Here is an 18630-nt window from a genome sequence, read left to right on the forward strand (position 1 = left end):
AGCCAGGCGACAGGTCCCGGCTGATGCGCTCGCTCCCCCGCTGGCTCCTCGTCCCGGCGGTGCTCGGCGCGCTGTTCGTCGTCGTGCCGCTCGTCGCGATGATCGCGCGCGTCGACGTCGCACCCGACCCGGACGGGACGGGCGGCCTGTGGTCGCTCGTCACGTCGCCCGGAGCCGTCGACGCGCTCTGGCTGTCGCTGCGGACGTCGCTCGCCGCCACGGCGTGCTGCGTCGTCGTCGGGGCACCGATGGCGCTCGTCCTCGCGCGCACGACGTTCCCCGGTCAGCAGGTCGCGAGGGCGCTGGTCCTGCTGCCGCTCGTGCTGCCGCCCGTGGTCGGCGGCATCGCGCTGCTGTACACGTTCGGGCGGCGCGGCCTGATCGGGCAGCACCTCGAGGTTCTCGGGATCGAGATCGCGTTCACGACGACGGCGGTCGTCCTGGCCCAGACGTTCGTCGCGCTCCCGTTCCTCGTGCTGAGCCTCGAGGGCGCGCTGCGCACGCAGGACACCCGGTTCGAGGACGTGGCGGCCACGCTCGGCGCGCGCCCGACGACCGTGCTGCGCCGCGTCACGCTGCCCCGCGTCCTGCCGGCGCTCCTGTCAGGCTCCGTCCTCGCCTTCGCGCGCGCCCTCGGCGAGTTCGGCGCGACGATCACGTTCGCGGGCGCGCTCCAGGGCGTCACGCAGACGCTGCCGCTCGAGATCTACCTCCAGCGCAGCGCCGACCCGGACGCCGCGGTCGCGCTGTCGTTCGTGCTCGTCGTCGTCGCGGTCGTCATCACGGCCGCCGTGCACGGTCCGCGCGTGCTCGACGGCGTCGGCGCTCGGACCACGGCGCACCGTCGCTCGGCTCCGGGCTCAGGGTGGGGACGCGCGCCCGACCTACCATCCGCGCCGCTCGTTCCTCGCGACGCTCCCGCCAGACCCGCCACGGTCGGGCGCGCGTCCCCACCCCGACCCCTCGTCGGTCGCCGAGCCTCGGCGGCCCCCGCGACCACGGCGCACGGCACGCTCGGGCGGGTCGGCCTGCTCGGCCCGTTCCCTGAGGACGGCCGGCACGATGCCACCCGGGTGATCGCGGGTGAGGTCGAGATGCCCGCATCCCTCGCCGTCCGGGCCGTCGTGCCGAGCCGCGGGCTCGACGTCGACCTGGTCGTCGCGCCCGGCGAGGTCGTGGCCGTGCTCGGCGAGAACGGCTCAGGCAAGTCGACGCTGCTCCAGGCGGTCGCCGGGTTGCTGCCTCCCCACGAGATGCGCGCAGCGCGCGTCACCATCGACGGAGCCGACGTCACGCGCGAGCCGCCGCGCGGCCGACGCGTCGCGTGGCTCAGCCAGCGACCGCTGCTGTTCGAGCACCTGTCCGTCGTCGGCAACGTCGCGTTCGGACCGCGCGCCCGGGGGGACGGGCGGGACTCGGCCAACGCCACCGCGCTCGGCGTCCTCGCGCACGTCGGCGTCGCCGACCTCGCGGCGCGCCGGGCGACCGACCTCTCCGGTGGCCAGGCGCAGAGGGTCTCGATCGCGCGCGCCCTCGCGACCGACCCCCGCGTCCTCCTGCTGGACGAACCGCTCGCGTCCCTCGACGTCGGGGTCGCGCAGCGTGTGCGCACGGTGCTGCACGACGCGCAGCGCACCCGGCCGCGCACGACGCTGCTCGTCACCCACGACCTGCTGGACGTGCTGCTCCTGGCCGACCGCGCCGTCGTGCTCGAGGACGGGCGCGTCGTCGAGGACGGTCCGGCCGCCGAGGTGCTGACGCGTCCGAGATCGCGGTTCGCCGCGAGGCTCGCGGGGGTCAACCTGCTCGCCGGTGTGGTCTCCGACGTCACCGGGGAGGTCGACGCCGTCGAGCACGAGGCCGCGCTCTCGATCGACGGCACCGCGACCGGTGTGCTGGGGACCGCGGGGGAACCGCTCGCCGTCGGCTCCGCGGCCGTCGCCGTGTTCGAGCCGCGGGCGGTCGCCGTGCACCGGGCGACACCCGAGGGCAGCCCTCGCAACGCCTGGCGCGTGGTCGTCACGAGCGTCGAGCCGCACGGCCCGCTGCTGCGCGTGTGGGCGCGCGTGGTGAGCGACGAGCCGGGTGCGCGGACCCCCGGGGCCGCGACCGCCGTCGTGCCCGACGACGCCCCGCACCTCGCCGCCGACCTCACCCCGCGCGCCGTCGCGGAGCTGCGCGTCGCGCCCGGCGAGAGCGTCTGGTTCGTCGTCAAGGCGGCGGAGGTCCGGATCCACGCGCGCTGACCGGACCGCCCGGGAACCTCGCGCCGCATCCGGGGCGACAGCCGAACCCCGGGTTGCACCGCGATCAGCGGCTTGACGGGCGCACAACCCCGGGTTCGGCAGGGTCCTCAGCGGCCCGAAGGACGGTCGACGCCTCCGAGCGCGCTGCGCACCTCGCCGACGAGCGCGGCCATCGCCGCCTCGGCCCGCTCGGCGTCGCCCTCCGCGACGGCGTGCGCGACGGCCTCGTGCTGGTCGAGGGCCTCGGGCACGGGCGACGCGGGCATGAGCCCGAGGTGCGTCCGGCCGGACAGCACCGCGGCGACCACGTCCGCGAGCGCCCCGAACATCTCGTTGCCGCTCGACCGGAGCAGGAGCTCGTGCATCCGCACGTCGAGCCCGAGGAACTCCTCGAGGTCTCCCGCCTCGCCGAGCATCCGCATCCGGGCGGCGGTCGCGACGAGCTCGTCGCGCACCTCCTGCGTCGCGTTCCGCGCGGCGCCGGCCGCGGCGAGCGGCTCGACGGCGTGGCGCAGCTCGGTGAGCGTGCGGAGCTGGGCGTCACGCCCCGGGCCTTCGAGGCGCCAACGGATGACGCGCGGGTCGAGCACGTTCCAGGCGTCCATGCCGAGCACGACGATGCCCACGCGCCGCCCCGAGCGGACGAGCCCGAGCCCTTCGAGGAGCCGCATGACCTCGCGCGCGACGGTGCGCGAGACGCCGAACTCGGTCCCGATGGCGTCGAGCGTGAGCGGCGTGCCGGCGGGGACGTCGCCGCTGGTGATGCGGCGGCCGAGAGAGTCGAGCACGGTGGTGTGCAGGACCGTCGTCGCCATGACGCCGAGCCTAGTGGTGACCATTGGTGTGATCAATCACTTGCCAATGGTGTTATCAATCAGGCATCCTCGTACGCACGGCGCGACGGATGCGCCACGACACCGACGTCGACGGACGACGTCGGAGCAGACCGGACCGACAGGAACCCGCATGGACGACACCACGGACCGCGACGACGCACCCGCCACGCCGCCGCAGGCGCCCGGCATCCCCGAGAAGGCACCCGAGCACCTCGTGGTCATGGGGGTCGCCGGCTCGGGCAAGACGACCGTCGCGACGCTCCTCACCGAGCGCCTCGGCATCACCTACGCCGAGGCCGACGAGTTCCACCCGCAGGCCAACATCGACAAGATGCGCGCGGGCACCCCGCTCACCGACGAGGACCGCTGGCCGTGGCTCGAGGCGATCCGCGACTGGCTGAGCGCCGAGGCCGACGCCGGACGGTCCGGCGTCGTGACGTGCTCCGCGCTCAAGCGCACGTACCGCGACCTGCTGCGCACCGCGCGCGGCCAGGTGTGCTTCGTGCACCTCGACGGGTCGCCCGAGCTGCTCGCCGAGCGCATGCAGCACCGCAGCGGGCACTTCATGCCGACGTCGCTCCTGCCGTCGCAGCTCGCCACGCTCGAGCCCCTGACCGACGACGAGCGCGGCTTCCGTCTCGACATCGCGACGCCGCCCGAGCAGCTCGTGGACGAGATCCTGGCGCGCGCGCACCTGCGCGGCACCGCCCAGGCCCGCTGACGCGTCGTCCGCCACCCACCGAACCCTCAGGACCCCCCGGACCCTCAGGACCCGCAGGACCCGCAGGACTCGCGGGACCGCACCGAGACCACGTCAGGGGCCCAGCGCCCACCACCCGACCGTCGACGGAGACACCACATGCCCCCCGAGGACTGGACCCAGACCCTGACCGCGGGCCCGCTGCTCGCGATCGCCGCGGGCGCCATCGCGCTCCTGCTCTTCCTCATCATCAAGCTCAAGCTCCACGCGTTCCTCGCGCTGATCGTCGTCAGCCTGCTCACCGCGCTCGCCGCCGGCATCCCCACGGGGTCCGTCATCGAGGTGCTCACCGCGGGCTTCGGCACGACGCTCGCCACGGTCGCCCTGCTCGTCGGGCTCGGCGCGATGCTCGGTCGTCTCGTCGAGACGAGCGGCGGCGCCCAGGTCATGGCCGACTTCCTCATCGACAAGTTCGGCGAGAAGCGGGCACCGTTCGCGCTCGGCCTCGCGTCCCTCATCTTCGGGTTCCCGATCTTCTTCGACGCCGGCCTCGTCGTGATGCTGCCGATCGTCTTCTCGGTCGGGCGCAAGCTCGGCGGGTCGCTCCTGCTCTACGGCCTGCCCGTCGCGGGTGCCTTCTCGGTCATGCACATCTACGTGCCGCCGCACCCCGGCCCGGTGGCGGCCACCGAGTTCCTCGGCGCGAACATCGGCATCGTCATCCTCCTCGGCCTGATCGTCGCGATCCCCACCTGGTACGTCACGAGCTACCTGTTCGGCCGCTACGTCGGCAAGCGCATCGACCTCCCGATCCCCGCGATCCTCGGCAAGGCCGACGAGGACCAGCTCGAGAACCCGCCGTCGTTCGGCACGGTCGTGGGCATCCTGCTGCTGCCGCTCGTCCTGATCTTCGCGAACACGGGCCTCGACGCCCTCGGGGCGGCGGGCGTCGTCGACCGTGACAACCCGGCGGTCCAAGCGGTACGCGCGATCGGTGCGACGCCCGTCGCGCTGCTGATCACCGTGCTCGTGGCCGCCTGGGTCCTCGGCAAGCGCCGCGGAGTGAACGGGACCGCGCTGGAGAAGACCCTCGACTCCGCGCTCGGCCCCGTCTGCTCCGTCATCCTCATCACGGGCGCGGGCGGCATGTTCGGTGGCGTGCTGCGCGCCACGGGCATCGGCGACGCGCTCGCCGACGTGCTCGGGGACCTCGGCCTGCCGGTGATCGTCGCCGGGTTCCTCATCGCCACGATCCTGCGCGTGGCGCAGGGCTCCGCGACCGTGGCCCTCACCACGGCGGCGGGGCTCATCGCCCCCGCGGTCGAAGCCGGGAACTTCAACCCGGTGGAGCTCGCGGCGATCGTCGTCTCGGTCGCCGCCGGGTCCGTGGTGCTCAGTCATGTGAACGACTCCGGTTTCTGGCTCGTCGGCCGGTTCTTCGACATGGACGTCAAGACGACCCTGAAGACCTGGACCGTCATGGAGACCGCCATCGGCGTGATGGGCTTCGCCATCGCGGGGCTGGTGTTCGTGGTCGCCTGACCGGGACGCCTCCTACCCGGCAGGGCCCTTGGCGGAGCGCGCCCGGCGGCCGGGCGCGCCGGAGCGGCGTCGCGCACCCCGTGCGCGACGCCGCCCGCGCGTCCGGGCTAGTCCCGGCCGCCGCCCGTGAAGACCGGCGTGTACGCGTCAGGGTCGGCCAGCCGGCGCTGCGGACGCCGACGCCGCAGCGTCAGACCGAGCATCGTCAGCAGACCCGCCATGACCAGCAGGCCCAGGTCGCCGCCCGCACCCGTCGTCGCGAGCGCGGTCGGAGCGGACGCCATGGTCCGCGAGCCCGCGGACGACGCCACCGCTCCCGAGGTTCCGGTCGGGTTCGCGACCGTCACCACCGTCTCACCGGGCCCGATCGGGTCGGTCGGGTCCGTGCCGTCCGTCGGGCCGGTCGGGTCCGTCGGGTCGGTCGGGTCCACCGGATCGGTCGGGTCCGTGGGATCGGTCGGGTCCGTGGGATCGGTCGGGTCCGTGGGATCGGTCGGGTCCGTGGGATCCGTCGGGTCCGTCGGGTCCGTCGGGTCCGTCGGGTCCGTCGGGACGACGGCGGCCGGGCAGGCGGCGCTCGCGTCGCCCAGCAGGCCCACCCCGATGCAGGAGACGTCGACGGGGACCGTCACCGGCAGGTCGACGTCGAGGTCGGGCAGACCGTCGACCAGGCCGCCGTCACCGACGACACCGTCCAGCAGCCCGTCCGAGCCTTCACCGCCGAGCAGGTCGTCGACCAGACCACCGTCACCGAGCAGGTCGTCGACCAGGCCACCGTCACCGACGACACCGTCCAGCAGACCGCCGTCGTCGCCCGTGGCGCCGTCACCACCTGCACCGGAGCCGGAGCCGGAGCCGGTACCAGACCCGGTACCAGGCGCCGACCCGACGACCGCGTCTCCGACCACACCGACCGCCACGTCGGACACGTCCACGGGGATCGCGACAGGTGCGTCGACGTCCACGTCGGCCGAGCCGTCGCCGGTCCCGGTGCCACCCGTCGCCGGAGCGTCCCCCGCGGCGCTCTCCGCCGGGGAGGTCACCGTGGCGTCGCCCAGGACGCCGACCGCGACGCCCGACACGTCCACCGGCACGGTCACCGGCGCGTCCACGTCGATGGTCCCTGCATCGCTCTCATCGGCGTCGTCCCCGGCAGGTGCCGGAGTCACGGGCGTGCCCGATCCCCCGCCGTTCGCGGGCGACGTCACCGCCGCGTCACCGAGGACGCCCACGGCGACACCGGAGACGTCGACAGGCACGGTCACCGGCACGTCGACGTCCACGTCGGACACCTCGGCGGACTCCTCCGCCGGCGCCCCCTCCGCGGGAGCCGGGGCAGGCGCCGCGGGCTCCGGTGCGGTCTCGACCGCCGCGTCACCGAGGACACCCACGGCGACACCCGACACGTCCACCGGCACCGTCACCGGCACGTCGAGGTCGATGTCAGCAGGTTCTGCGGGCGGTACGGGTGCAGGCGCCGGTGCGGGTGCGGGTGCCGCCGCCGGTGCCGGTGCGGGTGCCTCGGCCGGGGCGACGCTCGCGTCGCCGACGACGCCCACGGCGACGTCGGACACGGTGATCGGGACGTCCACGGGGACGTCGACCGAGACGTCGGGCAGGACGTCCGCGACCTCGCTCAGCGGAGCGTCGACCGAGACGTCGATCCCGAGATCGCCGAGGAGGTCGCCCTCGGCAGCGTGGGCCGCTCCGGCCCCGACGGCCAGCAGGCCGCCTGTGACGAGCGCTGTGCGCAGCGCACGCCGGACGAAGATGTGCATGGTGTGCTCTTTCCTGGTCTGAGATCGGTGGCGCAGGGCGCCGGGTCGCGTGCCGTGCTCGGGGCACGGGGCGACCGCCTCAGGCAGGAGAGACAGGAACCTCGAAGAACGTCGAGGGGTGGGCGGACCGCGCGTCGTCGACGACGACGGTCCAGGAACCGGGGGCGGGCAGGATCGCGTCGGCGGCGAGCGCGACGTCGGACCCGCCTCCCGCCGTGCGGGGGGACAGGTTGCCCGACGGTCCGGGCACGGCACCGAGAGTGCCGTCGGTCGGGCCGGGAAGGCCGCCGACGTCACCGGCGGCGCCGGTCGGGGTCGCGACCGCGAGCTCCAGAGTGGTTCGCCCGAGAGCGGACGGGTCGCCGTTCATCCCCGGGGAGACGTGGGCGGCGACCGCCTCGTGCGCCGTCGCGCGCGCACCGCGCTCGAGCGCGACCGCGGCATCGGTCCCCGGCGGGGCCGACGGCTCCGACGTCCCGGCGGAGCCAGGCGGCGTGGCCGGACCGGGCGGCGTCGTCGGGTCGGGCAGCGTCGTCGGGCCGGGCGGCACTCCTGTCCCGGGCCCACCGGGTCCAGGGGTGCCGGGACTCGGCGTCTCCGGAAGCAGCGGCGCGAGCGGGTCGACCGGTGCGAGGGGGCCCGTGACGGAGTCGAGGACCGGACCGGTGATCGGGGCGAGCTCGTCGGTCACCGGTGCGACGACGTCGAGCACCGGCGTGGTCACGGGGGCCAGCGGCGAGGTCGCGGCGAGGACCGGGTCGAGGACGGGTGCGAGAGCCTCGACGACGGGGGTGACGGCAGGCGTCACGACGTCGAGGACGGGCGTGGTCACCGGCTCGACGAGGTCCACGACGGGGCGGACGGCGGGAGCCACGGGCTCGACCACCGCATCGACGACCGGGGCGACCGGCTCGACGACGTCCTCCACCACCGGACCCACCGGGTCGACCACCGCCTCGACGACCGGCGCGACCGGTGTCGTGACCTGCTCGACCACGGGAGCCACCGGCTCGACGACCCTCTCGACGACCGGGGCGACCGGCGCGGCGACGGGGGCGACGGCGTCGTGCACGACGGGCTTCACGACGTCCCGCACCACGGGCGCGACGACCGGCTCGACGACGTGCTGGACCACCGGGTCGACGACGGTCTGCACCGTCGACGTCACCGGATCCAGGGCGGCGCCGAGGCCCAGGGGGTCACGGTCGGCGGCGCTCGCACCACCGGCGGTCGCGACAGCCAGGCCGAGGCCCACGCCGACGCCGCCGAGGGCCACGAGACCGCGCAGCGCCCAGCGGCGGGCGCCGGAGCGCCTGCGCTGCTGTCCCTGCGTACCGTCCACGACCGTCCCCCGAGCTCGCTGCCCACTGCACGACCGGCCCTGCGAGGCACCGGTCACGGGAGGACGGTAAGCAGAGCAGCTGCTCGCTCACCACCGCACGGGCCGGATTTCACCCCACCGTTGCCCCGAACACCCGTCCGAGCAGGTACGTGGCGAGCGCGGCGCCGAACCCGATGGCGACCTGCCGCAGCCCGCGCGTCACGGGGGAGGTCCCCGACAGCAGGCCGACCGTCGCACCGGTCGCGAGGAGAGCGATACCGACGAGACCGGCGGCGACCGCCACGGCCGCCGCCCCGGTGAGGCCGAGCAGGTAGGGCAGCACCGGGATGAGCGCACCCGACGCGAAGAAGAGGAAGGACGACACCGCCGCACCGATGGCGGTGCCGTGGGTCTCGTGCTCGTCGGCGTCCGGAGCGGGCGCGATCTGCGTCTGCGCCGTGTAGGTGGAGAGCACCTCGGACGCGTGCGCCTCGGCCTCGCCCGCCGTCATGCCGCGGGCCCGGTAGACCAGCGCGAGCTCGTTCGCGTCGACGTCGAGGTCGGGCAGCGCGGCCGACGCGTGCGGGCTCGGCGTCGACGCGTCGAGGAGCTCGCGCTGCGAGCGCACCGACACGTACTCGCCCGCACCCATCGACAGCGCCCCGGCGAGGAGCCCGGCGAGCCCGGAGAGCAGGACCGTCTGGTTCGAGGCGCCCGACGCCCCGATGCCGAGGATGAGTGCGAGGTTCGAGACGAGGCCGTCGTTCGCGCCGAACACGGCCGCGCGGAACGTTCCCGACATGCGGTGACGTCCGCGCGTCGCGAGGCCGCGCACGACCTCCTCGTGGATGCGCTCGTCCGCGGCCATCGTCGCCGTCGCGTCCGCGTCGGTCTCGTACGAGGACCGCGCCTCGGCCCGCTGCGCGAGCGCGAGGACGAACACGCCGCCGAAGCGCCGCGCGAGCCATCCCAGGCTCCGGCTGCGCCAGTCTCCTCGCAGCGGCCGGCCGACGTCGTCGCCGAGGAGGTCGAGCCAGTGCTGCTCGTGGCGCCGCTCGGCGTCGGCGAGCGCGAGGAGGATCTCGCGCTCCTCACCGGTGCGTCGGCTCGCGAGATCGCGGTACGACGCCGCCTCCGCGCGCTCGTCGGCGAGGTACCGGCGCCACCGGCGCACGTCCCGGGCGCTGGGGCCGCCGGCGACCGGCTCCGCGGGCGCGCCGGACGGGGGTTCGGGAGGGGTGGCCATGCCTCCCATGATGACGATCTTTCGCGTCGCGGTGTTTCGCCTCCCCGAACGCCGGGACGGGGGCGCCCGTCGGACACCGTCCGTCGGCGCGTGGTTGGATCGAGGGCATGACCACACAGCCTGAACGCCCCGAGATCGACGCGCCCGAAGGACCTGCCCCCACCGAGCTCGTCGTCGAGGACATCGTCGTCGGCGACGGACCGGAGGCCGCCCCCGGCTCGACCGTCGACGTCCACTACCTCGGCGTCGAGTACGAGACCGGCGAGGAGTTCGACGCGTCGTGGAACCGCGGCCAGTCGATCAACTTCCCGCTCCGCAGCCTCATCGCAGGCTGGCAGCAGGGCATCCCCGGCATGAAGGTGGGCGGGCGCCGCAAGCTCGTCGTGCCGCCCGAGCTCGCCTACGGCCCCGCCGGCGGCGGCCACCGCCTGTCCGGCAAGACGCTGATCTTCGTCATCGACCTGCTCGGCGTCTCCTGACCCTTCCGCCTCCCGCGAGGTGGTACCGAGGTCCCGTGAGGTAGCACAGCGGTCCGGCGAGGTGGTGCCCCGGTCTTTCCGACCGAGGTGCTACCTCGCCGGAGCGGAGCACGTGACGAGCGCCGCCTCGGGCCCCGGGGCCGGCGGGACCGGGTTCGCGACGCCGGGCGTCGGCCCCGACTGCTCGCGGCGCGCGGCGCGGAACCGGACCGCCGCGTCGACGGCGACGCCCACGAGCACGCCCCCGACGACCCCGACGACCACCGCCAGGAGCGGGCTGTCGCCGAGCCAGGCACCCGCGAGCGTGCCGATCGCGACCGAGTACGCGGCCCACACCACGGACGCGACCGCCGAGAGCCCCATGAAGCGCCGCCGGGAGAAGCCCACCGCACCGGCCGTGACGTTGACGGCCGTCCGGCCCACCGGCACGAACCGCGCGGCCAGGACGACGGACGCGCCACGACGGTCGAGCGCTCGCGACGCCCAGCCCACGGCCCGCTGCCCGCGGGGTCCCCGCAGCACGGGGAGCGCACGCGTCCCGAGCGCGCGACCGAGCGCGTAGGCGAGCTGGTCGCCGCACCACGCGCCGAGCGCGGCGACGAGCAGAACGAGGCCCCAGGCCACGCCGCCGCCGGACTGCGCGCCGACCGAGAGCATGACGATGACGGTCTCGCCGGGGATCGGCGGGAAGAACCCGTCGCCCGCGGTCGTCGCGAACAGCGCCGGGAGCGCCCAGACGGAGTCGACGAGCGCGAGCAACCACGACTCGACCTGTCCCCACAGTTCCCCCACCCACGTGACCATGCCTCCAGCCTCGACGACGGGGCCGACCTCCCACCATGGGGTATCCCCCCGGTTCTCCCCTGAGGCGACCCCGACCAGGCTGAGTGAGAACGCGTACGCGGCGCAGGACCGGGGCCGGAGGACGGCTCCGTCCGGCCGGGTCGTCCTCGACGCCGGACGCGTGCACGACGTCGTCCCCGGACGGGAGACAATGTGCCCCGACGCATTCGCCTCCCCGCGCCGCAAGCCCGCGGACGGGGACGTCCGTGATCGAGGAGCACAGTGGATCGAGGAGCGCAGTGATCACTGTCAGCACCGACGGCTCGTGCCTGGTCAACCCCGGCGGGGCGATCGGCTGGGCGTGGATCAACCACGACGGGACCTTCGACTCCGGTGGCGCCGTGAGCGGCACGAACCAGGTCGCCGAGCTCACGGCACTGCTCCAAGCCGTCCGCTCGCACCCAGGCGCAGAGCCGTTGCTCATCGAGTCCGACTCCCAGTACGCGATCAAGTGCGCGTCGGAGTGGGTCGTGGCGTGGAAGCGCAAGGGCTGGCGGACGGCGGGCGGCCAGCCGGTGAAGAACCTCGAGCTCGTGCAGGCCATCGACCGGGCGATCACGGAGCGCGCCGGCCCCGTGCGCTTCCGGTGGGTCCGCGGCCACGTGGGCGACCCGTTCAACGAGCGGGCGGACCAGCTCGCCGGGCTCGCCGCCCAGGACTGGGCCGCCGGTCGTGGCGACCTCGACGGGACGCTCGTCCCCGAGCTCGGCGACCCCACCACCGCTCCCGGCCGGGCCGCGCCGTCGTCCACCGGGACCGCCGCAGCGACCGCGACCACCGCCGCCACCGCGACCACCTCCAAGGCGAGCTCGGCGGCGCCGGACTGGGGCATGGACACGCTCTTCGACTGACCGGCCACTCCGCCGAGCACGACCTGGGAGTCGGCAACGCGCCGAGAACGACCTCCAGGTCGTGCTCGGCGGGGAGCAGCGGCGTGCTCGGGGACGGTGTCGTGCTCGGGGCGGGGCGGTGTCGTGCTCGGGCGTCGGGGGCGGGTGCGACCATGGGACGGTGACCGTCGCGCCGAGCACGGGCCTGGAGCCCGCCGAGCACGGGTCTGTCGACCGTTCTCGCCGGGAAACGGTGGCTGATCCCGTTCTCGCGGCGGACGAGCCCCGCACGCGGCGCCTGACCTCCGACCGGCCCCTCGACCTGCGCCTCACGCTCGCCCGTCTCGTGCGCGGCCCCTACGACCCGACCTTCCGCGTGTCCGCGACCGGGGAGGTCTGGCGCACGAGCCGCCTCGCGTCCGGCCCGGTGACGTGCCGCCTCGTGCAGGAGGGGCCCGCCGCCGTCGTCTGCCACGCGTGGGGCCCTGGCGCCGAGGAGGCGCTCGACGGGCTCCCGCTCCTCCTGGGCGAGCACGACGACGCGTCCGGCTTCGTCCCGCCGCCCTCGTTCCGCGACGTCCACCGCCGGGCGGCCGGCCTGCGCGTGCCGCGGACCGGCCGCGTCCTCGAGGCGCTGGTCCCCGCGATCCTGGAGCAGCGCGTGCAGACCGTCGCCGCGTGGCGCTCCTGGATCTCGCTGGTGCGCCGCTACGGCGAGCCCGCCCCCGGCCCCGCGGGCGGGGTGGGGATGCTCGTCGTGCCCGACGCCGCGACGTGGGCGGGCATCCCGAGCTGGGACTGGCACCGGGCCGGGGTGGACCCGGGGCGCGCCCGGACCGTGCGGGCGGCGGCCCAGGTCGCGCGGCGGCTCGAGGAGTGCGCCGACGTGCTCGACGCCCAGGGCGCGCCCGCCGCGCACGCGCGGCTCCGGCTCGTGCCGGGCGTCGGCGTCTGGACGGCGGCCGAGGTCGCGCAGCGCGCGCTGGGGGACGCCGACTCCGTGTCGGTCGGCGACTACCACCTGTCGAAGGCGGTGGGGTGGGCGCTCGTCGGGGAGCGCGTGGACGACGACCGCATGCTCGAGCTCCTCGCGCCCTACGCGCCGCACCGCTACCGCGTCGTGCGGCTGCTGGAGATCTCGGGCAGGGCCCGTCCGCCGCGCCGTGGACCGAAGCTGTCGATCCAGGACCATCGGCGGAACTGACCGCCGCCGACCCGCTGGGTGCAGGTCACTCGGGCAGTGCGCACACCCCGTCGACGCACGCGCCGGCGTCGTCGGAGCCGACCATCGTGAACGTCTGCGCGTCCTCGTGGTGAGGTGCTGCGGCCTCCGCCGCGGACACCGTCATGAGGGTCGTGCGGCGCGGGTTGGCGATGGAGTGGAAGAGCGTGGTGTCGGTCATCGGGAGATCCTCCTCGTGGGATTCACGGGCTCCGGTGCACGTGCGATGCGGGGCCGGCAGCGGTGCGGGCGTCTTCCCAGTGTCAGTGATACCGCGTCTCGGTTCCACCGCACCGGCTGTGACGTGCGTCGCTCCGGCTGTCGCCGATCAGGCCGCGGCGCCCTCGGCAGCGGCCTGCTCCAGCACCTGGACGAAAACAGCCGGGTCCTGCGCGCCTGAGACTCCGTACCGCCCGTCGACGACGAAGAACGGGACGCCGTTGATGCCGTAGGCACGAGCCTGGTCGATGTCGGCCTGCACGTCGTCGGCGTAGCGGCCGTCCTCGAGCGCGGCGAGGGTCTCGGCGCGGTCCAGTCCGACCTCCGCGGCGAGGTCGGCGAGGGTCTCGGCACGGCCGACGTGCTTGCCCTCCTCGAAGTACGCCTTGAGCAGGCGCTCCTTCATCTCGACCTGCTTGCCGTGCGCCTTCGCGTGGTGGAGCAGCTCGTGGGCGGCCAGCGTCTTCGTGTGCTGCACGGCGTCGAAGTCGTACGCGAGCCCCTCGGCCGCGGCGAGCTGCGTCATCTGCCCGAGCATCTGCTCGACCTGCTCGCGCGGCATCCCCTTGTGGCCCGCGAGGAAGTCGACCTCCGTGCCGTCGAAGTCGACCGGCGTGTCCGGGGACAGCTCGAACGAGTGGTACTCGATCTCGACGCGCGGCGCGAAGCCGCTCTCCTCGAGGCGACCGAGGGCCGTCTCGAGTCGTCGCTTGCCCACGTAGCACCACGGGCACGCCACGTCGGACCAGATGTCGATCTTCACCGTCGAGGAGTTCTGCGTCATGTGACGGTTCAACTGTCCAGGAGGCTCAGCGATTCCCTGGCGGCTCTGTGACGTGCGACGCCCGGTAGAGGTCCTGCAGCACCATGATCTCCGCGCCGTGGTGGATCAGCTCGCGGTTCATGTGCGCGACGAGGTGGGCGAACGGGGACTGCGCGTCGATCTCCGTCGCCTGGCTCAGCCCGACCGTGAAGGCCTCCTCCTCGGGCAGCGCCTCGACGTCGGCGCGCCACCGCTCGACCACGTCCCGCAGCCCGGCGACGGCGGGACCCACCTCGCCCGAGAAGAGCACCGCGTCCCGGCGTCGCTCGTGGCCGCCGAACGTCCACTCCCAGCGCTCGGAGTACGCCTCCGTGAGGTGCGCGACGAGCCACGCGATCGTGCGAGGCTGCGGCGACTCCGACCCGGCCGGCCACTCCATGACCCACTCCCCCGGGCCGAGCGTGCGCGGCGAGCGCTCCTCGCCGCGCCGCACGACCCGCAGCGTGTCCGGGCCCGGCTCCCACTCGAGCTCGGCCTGCGTCAGCGTGGCGAGCCGGTCCGCGAGGACGAGCCACGAGAAGCCCAGCTGACCGCGAACCACCGCGAACGCCGTCGGCACGGAGAGCACCGACCAGTCGAACTCCGGGCTCCCGTAGGCGGGCTCGTCGGTGCCGCCACCACCGCTGCCGGTGCCGTGCTCGTCCCCGTGCGCCATCGCCGTCTCCCACCCCTCGGACCGCCGTGATCGTCTCCACCGTCCCGACGTGCGCGACACTAGGACGAGGCACCCACACCGGCACGCCGTCACCCGGCAGCCGCCCACCCGGGCCCCCGGTGCCCGACTCCCCACCCCCGAGACCACCGGAGAACTGCCGTGCGTCTGCGCCCCCGCACCGTCCTGCTCGTCGCGACCGGCGTCGCCGTCGTGCTCCTCGCCGCGCTCGTCGTCTTCCTGGCGGTCAACGGCGTGGACGGCGTGCCCGGCTGACGCCGGACCACCGCACCGGCCCGCACGCCGCGCGCCGCCGCGGACGGCGAGGGATCCTGCAGGGAGGCCCGAGACCCTCGGTCCCCGAGCAGGAAGGCGTCCCGTGACCGCGAACGACACCGCACCCGACCCGCAGCTCGTGCTCGTCCGGCACGGGGAGACCGAGTGGAGCGCGACCGGCAAGCACACCGGACGCAGCGACATCCCGCTCACGGTCGCGGGCGAGCAGCAGGCCGTCGCGGCCGGCGTGTGGCTGCAGCGGTGGGCCGACGAGCGCGGGCGACGCCCCGCCGTCGTGCTCGCCAGCCCTCGCCAGCGTGCGCGGCGCACCGCCGACCTCGCCGGGTTCGCCGACGTGCCGACCGACGACGACCTCGTCGAGTGGGACTACGGCCCGGTGGAGGGCCGCACGACGCGCGAGATCTCCGCCGAGCTCGGGCGCGAGTGGCTCGTCTTCCGGGACGGGGTCAACGTGCTCTCCTCGCCCGACCGGCACCGCGGCGAGTCGCTCGACGACGTGGCCGCCCGCTGCGCCCGGGTCCTCGCCCGGGTCGAGCCGACCCTGCGCGACGGCGGCGACGTCGTCCTCTTCGCCCACGGCCACGTGCTGCGCGTCCTCGCGACCGTGTGGCTCGGCGTCGACCCCGGGCTGGGTGCCCGCCTGGAGCTCGGCACGGCCACGATCTGCCTGCTCGGGTACGGCCACGGACTGCGCACGATCGAGGGCTGGAACCTGCCCGCGACCTGATCGGCGTGCCGCCCTGTCCCCGGCCGGTCCACACGGGTGGGACGCCTCTGGGCCGAGGCGTCCCGAGGTGGCACCATGCTGCCCATGGGACTGAGCGAGAAGCACCTCACCGAGGGTGAGCACGTCGTCATGGAGCTCAAGGAGCACGCGAAGGCGCTGTTCTGGCCGCTCGTGCTGCTCGGGGTCCTGGTCGTGGCGGTCGTCGTCGCGGTGGTCCTCGTCCCGGACCCCGTGGTGCGCTGGGTCGTCGCCGGGGCCGCGCTCGTCGCGGCTGTCGTCTGGGTGTTCGTGCCGTGGCTGCGCTGGCGCACCACCGAGTACACCGTGACGAACAAGCGCATCTCGCTGCGCAGCGGCATCATCACGCGCACCGGCCGCGACATCCCGCTCTACCGCATCAACGACGTGAACTACGAGAAGGGCCCGATCGACCGGCTCTTCGGGTGCGGGACGCTCGTCATCTCCGACGCCACCGACAAGCCCGGCCTCGAGCTGCACGACGTCCCCGACGTCGAGAACGTCCAGGTCCGCCTGCACGACCTCCTCTTCAGCGCGGACGACGGCTCCGACGACGGCGAGTGGCCGCCGAACGAGCCGCCGCGCGGGCCCCGGGGTCCCCGCGCGCCGCGCATCCCGCGCGCCGAGCACGGCTGACGCTCAGCGCGCCCAGCCCGTCCCCCGCGGCGGACCGAGGACGTCCGCGAGCCCGCTGCCGAGGTACGCGTGCCACCACGCCCAGTCGTGGCCGCCGTCGACCTCGGTGAGCACCACGTGCTCGCGTCGCCCACGCAGCAGGTCCCGCACCTCGCGGTTCGCGTCGGTGATCGTCCCCTCGTGGGCACCGACCTGCAGCACGATCCGTCCGGTGCGCGGGGGTGCGGCCCGGAGCCAGCCGGCGACGTCGCGCGCCGACTCGTCGTCGAGGTCCGGCCACCACAGCGACCCGGACTGCGCGAGCGCGTTCCCGAACCGGTCGGGACGGTGTCGCACCTCCTGGAGCGCGGCGAGGCCGCCGAAGCTCTGCCCGGCGGCGACGGTCAGGGCGGGGTCGTCCGTCGCGCGCACCCCGCGGCGGGCGAGGTCCCTCGTCACCTCGGGCAGCAGGTGGTCGGCGAGGTCGTCGAAGAACGCCGTGCTGCCGGGCAGGTCCCGGGCACGCTCGTCCCGGCTCGGCGAGCCCACGAGCACGGCGACGAACGGTGTCACCGAGCGGCGCAGGACGAGCGCGTCGAACAGCGCGCAGGCGTCGAGCTGTTCGGCCCAGACCGCGCCGTCGTGCAGCACGACGAGCGGCAGCTCGCTCCGGCCCGCCACCGGAGACCCGACCGGCGCGTGGGCCGCCCCCGGCGGTACGTACGTCCACACGGGGTAGGTGCCGCCCGTGCCCGGTCGCTGCCAGGCACGCCGTTCGAGGACGCCGCGCGGGGCGCCGTCGGGCAGGGCGGGCGGGCGCGGCGCCCGCGGGCCGCGCGCGACCGAGCGGGCCTCGCCCCGCAGCCCCCGGAACGACGGCGAGGGGTTGAGCGCGTCGTGGACCGAGCGCCCGAGGAGGTCGCGCCACCACGCGCGCGTCACCGCGTCGTTCCTGGCGCCCGGGGCGACGGGCACCTCGTCGAGCGGGAGGAAGCCGTAGCCGGAGACCCACTCCGGGCCGGTCGCGAACGCCGCCCACCACACGTCCGTCCCGGGCACGCGCTCCATGAGCCCGTCGGCGAGGCGCGAGCGGTCGGCGAACGGCTGCACGTCGACGTAGACGGCCGTGGCGTGCGCGTCCCGGTGGAGGAAGAGCGTGAGGTCGGTCGTCCCCGGCCCGGGGACGCGCAGCGGCGTGCCGAGCCGGGCGACCTCGTCCCACCACGCGTCGGAGCCCACCGGAGCGGGGGTGGCGACGACGGCGCACAGCCGCTCCGCGGCCAGCGACAGCCGCCCGCGCACCTCCTTGCGGAGGAGCGGTCGAAGGTCACGGACGACGGTGGCGGGTGACATGGCCTGCACGTGACGAAGGGTAGCGTCACCCGGCCCGCCCGCACCGCACTGGTCAGTGACCGGTCAGTGGTCGGTCACCGGCCGGTCACTGCCGGCCACCCCGTCCCGGGAGTCCACCCGGGACTCAGTCGTCCACCCCGTGGCCGGCGGCGATCTCGGCGCGCTCGCGCAGCTCGTCCGCGAGGGTCGTGTCGCCGCCGAGGTGGGCCGCGAGGAGGCGCCGGGCGACGTCGGCGGCGCGCTCCGGGTCGGCTCCGCGACCGGTCCACGCGCCGAACCAGTCCTGGAGCGTCACACCGTGCTCGGGCCGGTAGGAGACGGTCACGGCGTCGCCCGCGCGGAGCTCGCCGGTGCGCACGACCCGCAGGTACGCGCCCGTCCGGTTCGCCACCGCGAACCGCTTGACCCACCGCTCCTCGCCCAGGTACCGCGCGAACGTCGAGCACGGGGTGCGCGGCAGGGTCACCTCGAGCAGCGCCGTGCCGACCGACCACCGCTCGCCCACGACGGCGCCGCTCACCGGGATGCCCTCGACGCGCAGGTTCTCGCCGAACAGGCCCGGCGTCACCTCGCGCCCGAGCTCGCCGGCCCACCACCGCGCGTCGTCCTGCCCGTACGCGTACACGGCCTGCTCCACGCCGCCGTGGTCGGCGCGGTCGGCCTGCACGTCGGCGTAGAGCCCGAGGCGGCGCACCTTGACGGGACCGTCGACGGGTCGCTTGTCGATCGCCGTGACGCCGACGGGCCCGGCGTCGGGCAGGAGCGCGTGCACGCGGCACACGGCGAGCAGCGCGCCGGTCGGGGCGGACGACGCGAGATCGGTCACGGGGTCGGTGGTCGTGGTGCTCATCCTCGGATTGTCGCAGCCCGGGTACGGTCGGGG

General features: G+C 74.9%; 18 protein-coding genes. 8 read left to right on the forward strand and 10 right to left on the reverse strand.

Annotated features, from left to right (window positions below):
* The first annotated feature begins 23 nt into the window (after positions 1-23).
* A complete protein-coding gene (locus tag V5D56_RS01650) occupies positions 24-2246 on the forward strand; it encodes an ABC transporter permease (protein WP_435737329.1) in 2223 nt (740 codons plus the stop codon).
* A 107-nt stretch (positions 2247-2353) separates the two neighbouring features.
* Here V5D56_RS01650 and V5D56_RS01655 read toward each other — a convergent pair whose 3' ends face one another.
* Positions 2354-3061, reverse strand: a complete 708-nt coding sequence (locus tag V5D56_RS01655) for a FadR/GntR family transcriptional regulator (RefSeq protein WP_435737330.1) — start codon at positions 3059-3061, stop codon at positions 2354-2356.
* A 241-nt stretch (positions 3062-3302) separates the two neighbouring features.
* Between V5D56_RS01655 and V5D56_RS01660 the strand changes: the two genes are divergently transcribed.
* Positions 3303-3803 carry a gluconokinase gene (locus tag V5D56_RS01660; protein WP_435738934.1) on the forward strand — a complete coding sequence of 167 codons (501 nt, stop codon included), beginning with the start codon at positions 3303-3305 and terminating at the stop codon, positions 3801-3803.
* Positions 3804-3941: 138 nt separating this feature from the next.
* Positions 3942-5324 carry a GntP family permease gene (locus tag V5D56_RS01665; protein WP_435737331.1) on the forward strand — a complete coding sequence of 461 codons (1383 nt, stop codon included), beginning with the start codon at positions 3942-3944 and terminating at the stop codon, positions 5322-5324.
* A 107-nt stretch (positions 5325-5431) separates the two neighbouring features.
* Here V5D56_RS01665 and V5D56_RS01670 read toward each other — a convergent pair whose 3' ends face one another.
* From V5D56_RS01670 to V5D56_RS01680, 3 genes are all read right to left on the reverse strand, one after another.
* Positions 5432-7102 carry a hypothetical protein gene (locus V5D56_RS01670; RefSeq protein WP_435737332.1) on the reverse strand — a complete coding sequence of 557 codons (1671 nt, stop codon included), beginning with the start codon at positions 7100-7102 and terminating at the stop codon, positions 5432-5434.
* 79 nt (positions 7103-7181) lie between these two features.
* Positions 7182-8444: a hypothetical protein gene (locus V5D56_RS01675; RefSeq protein ID WP_435737333.1), complete on the reverse strand. Its 1263-nt coding sequence runs from the start codon at positions 8442-8444 to the stop codon at positions 7182-7184.
* Positions 8445-8553: 109 nt separating this feature from the next.
* A complete protein-coding gene (locus V5D56_RS01680) occupies positions 8554-9669 on the reverse strand; it encodes a VIT1/CCC1 transporter family protein (protein ID WP_435737334.1) in 1116 nt (371 codons plus the stop codon).
* A 107-nt stretch (positions 9670-9776) separates the two neighbouring features.
* Here V5D56_RS01680 and V5D56_RS01685 point away from each other — a divergent pair, with 107 nt between their 5' ends.
* Positions 9777-10148 carry an FKBP-type peptidyl-prolyl cis-trans isomerase gene (locus tag V5D56_RS01685; RefSeq protein ID WP_435737335.1) on the forward strand — a complete coding sequence of 124 codons (372 nt, stop codon included), beginning with the start codon at positions 9777-9779 and terminating at the stop codon, positions 10146-10148.
* 90 nt (positions 10149-10238) lie between these two features.
* Here V5D56_RS01685 and V5D56_RS01690 read toward each other — a convergent pair whose 3' ends face one another.
* Positions 10239-10952, reverse strand: coding sequence for a DedA family protein (locus tag V5D56_RS01690; protein WP_435737336.1), 714 nt, complete (start codon positions 10950-10952; stop codon positions 10239-10241).
* Between the two features lie 278 nt (positions 10953-11230).
* Here V5D56_RS01690 and V5D56_RS01695 point away from each other — a divergent pair, with 278 nt between their 5' ends.
* Positions 11231-11842 (forward strand): ribonuclease H family protein, encoded by a 612-nt coding sequence (locus tag V5D56_RS01695; RefSeq protein ID WP_435737337.1) that lies wholly within the window; start codon positions 11231-11233, stop codon positions 11840-11842.
* Between the two features lie 232 nt (positions 11843-12074).
* Positions 12075-13025 carry a DNA-3-methyladenine glycosylase family protein gene (locus V5D56_RS01700; RefSeq protein WP_435737338.1) on the forward strand — a complete coding sequence of 317 codons (951 nt, stop codon included), beginning with the start codon at positions 12075-12077 and terminating at the stop codon, positions 13023-13025.
* A gap of 25 nt (positions 13026-13050) precedes the next feature.
* Here the strand turns inward: V5D56_RS01700 and V5D56_RS01705 are convergent, their stop codons facing one another.
* The 3 genes from V5D56_RS01705 to V5D56_RS01715 form a co-directional block, all read right to left on the reverse strand.
* A complete protein-coding gene (locus V5D56_RS01705) occupies positions 13051-13224 on the reverse strand; it encodes a hypothetical protein (protein WP_251149830.1) in 174 nt (57 codons plus the stop codon).
* Positions 13225-13371: 147 nt separating this feature from the next.
* Entirely contained in the window at positions 13372-14046 is a 675-nt protein-coding gene (locus tag V5D56_RS01710; RefSeq protein WP_435737339.1) for a DsbA family oxidoreductase, read from the reverse strand.
* Positions 14047-14071: 25 nt separating this feature from the next.
* A complete protein-coding gene (locus V5D56_RS01715) occupies positions 14072-14740 on the reverse strand; it encodes a DinB family protein (RefSeq protein WP_435737340.1) in 669 nt (222 codons plus the stop codon).
* 376 nt (positions 14741-15116) lie between these two features.
* Here V5D56_RS01715 and V5D56_RS01720 point away from each other — a divergent pair, with 376 nt between their 5' ends.
* Both V5D56_RS01720 and V5D56_RS01725 read left to right on the forward strand, forming a co-directional pair.
* Entirely contained in the window at positions 15117-15761 is a 645-nt protein-coding gene (locus V5D56_RS01720; protein WP_435737341.1) for a histidine phosphatase family protein, read from the forward strand.
* A gap of 84 nt (positions 15762-15845) precedes the next feature.
* The gene (locus V5D56_RS01725) at positions 15846-16415 is read left to right on the forward strand and encodes a PH domain-containing protein (protein WP_435737342.1); all 570 of its coding nucleotides are present in this window, start codon (positions 15846-15848) and stop codon (positions 16413-16415) included.
* Positions 16416-16418: 3 nt separating this feature from the next.
* On the opposite strand, the gene fes is transcribed toward V5D56_RS01725, so the two are convergent.
* Together fes and V5D56_RS01735 are read right to left on the reverse strand one after the other, a co-directional pair.
* Positions 16419-17747, reverse strand: a complete 1329-nt coding sequence (gene fes / locus V5D56_RS01730) for an enterochelin esterase (RefSeq protein WP_435738935.1) — start codon at positions 17745-17747, stop codon at positions 16419-16421.
* A gap of 124 nt (positions 17748-17871) precedes the next feature.
* Entirely contained in the window at positions 17872-18597 is a 726-nt protein-coding gene (locus tag V5D56_RS01735; RefSeq protein WP_435737343.1) for an MOSC domain-containing protein, read from the reverse strand.
* Positions 18598-18630: the final 33 nt, after the last annotated feature.

This window comes from Cellulosimicrobium sp. PMB13, from assembly GCF_051294865.1.
Lineage (GTDB): Bacteria > Actinomycetota > Actinomycetes > Actinomycetales > Cellulomonadaceae > Cellulosimicrobium.

Bases quoted from the DNA above. Each gene is read 5' to 3' on its own strand.
- V5D56_RS01650 (WP_435737329.1), top strand. From the start codon at position 24: ATGCGCTCGCTCCCCCGCTGGCTCCTCGTCCCGGCGGTGCTCGGCGCG.
- V5D56_RS01655 (WP_435737330.1), bottom strand. From the start codon at position 3,061: ATGGCGACGACGGTCCTGCACACCACCGTGCTCGACTCTCTCGGCCGC.
- V5D56_RS01660 (WP_435738934.1), top strand. From the start codon at position 3,303: ATGGGGGTCGCCGGCTCGGGCAAGACGACCGTCGCGACGCTCCTCACC.
- V5D56_RS01665 (WP_435737331.1), top strand. From the start codon at position 3,942: ATGCCCCCCGAGGACTGGACCCAGACCCTGACCGCGGGCCCGCTGCTC.
- V5D56_RS01670 (WP_435737332.1), bottom strand. From the start codon at position 7,102: ATGCACATCTTCGTCCGGCGTGCGCTGCGCACAGCGCTCGTCACAGGC.
- V5D56_RS01680 (WP_435737334.1), bottom strand. From the start codon at position 9,669: ATGGCCACCCCTCCCGAACCCCCGTCCGGCGCGCCCGCGGAGCCGGTC.
- V5D56_RS01685 (WP_435737335.1), top strand. From the start codon at position 9,777: ATGACCACACAGCCTGAACGCCCCGAGATCGACGCGCCCGAAGGACCT.
- V5D56_RS01690 (WP_435737336.1), bottom strand. From the start codon at position 10,952: ATGGTCACGTGGGTGGGGGAACTGTGGGGACAGGTCGAGTCGTGGTTG.
- V5D56_RS01705 (WP_251149830.1), bottom strand. From the start codon at position 13,224: ATGACCGACACCACGCTCTTCCACTCCATCGCCAACCCGCGCCGCACG.
- V5D56_RS01710 (WP_435737339.1), bottom strand. From the start codon at position 14,046: ATGACGCAGAACTCCTCGACGGTGAAGATCGACATCTGGTCCGACGTG.
- V5D56_RS01715 (WP_435737340.1), bottom strand. From the start codon at position 14,740: ATGGCGCACGGGGACGAGCACGGCACCGGCAGCGGTGGTGGCGGCACC.
- V5D56_RS01725 (WP_435737342.1), top strand. From the start codon at position 15,846: ATGGGACTGAGCGAGAAGCACCTCACCGAGGGTGAGCACGTCGTCATG.
- fes (WP_435738935.1), bottom strand. From the start codon at position 17,747: ATGTCACCCGCCACCGTCGTCCGTGACCTTCGACCGCTCCTCCGCAAG.
- V5D56_RS01735 (WP_435737343.1), bottom strand. From the start codon at position 18,597: ATGAGCACCACGACCACCGACCCCGTGACCGATCTCGCGTCGTCCGCC.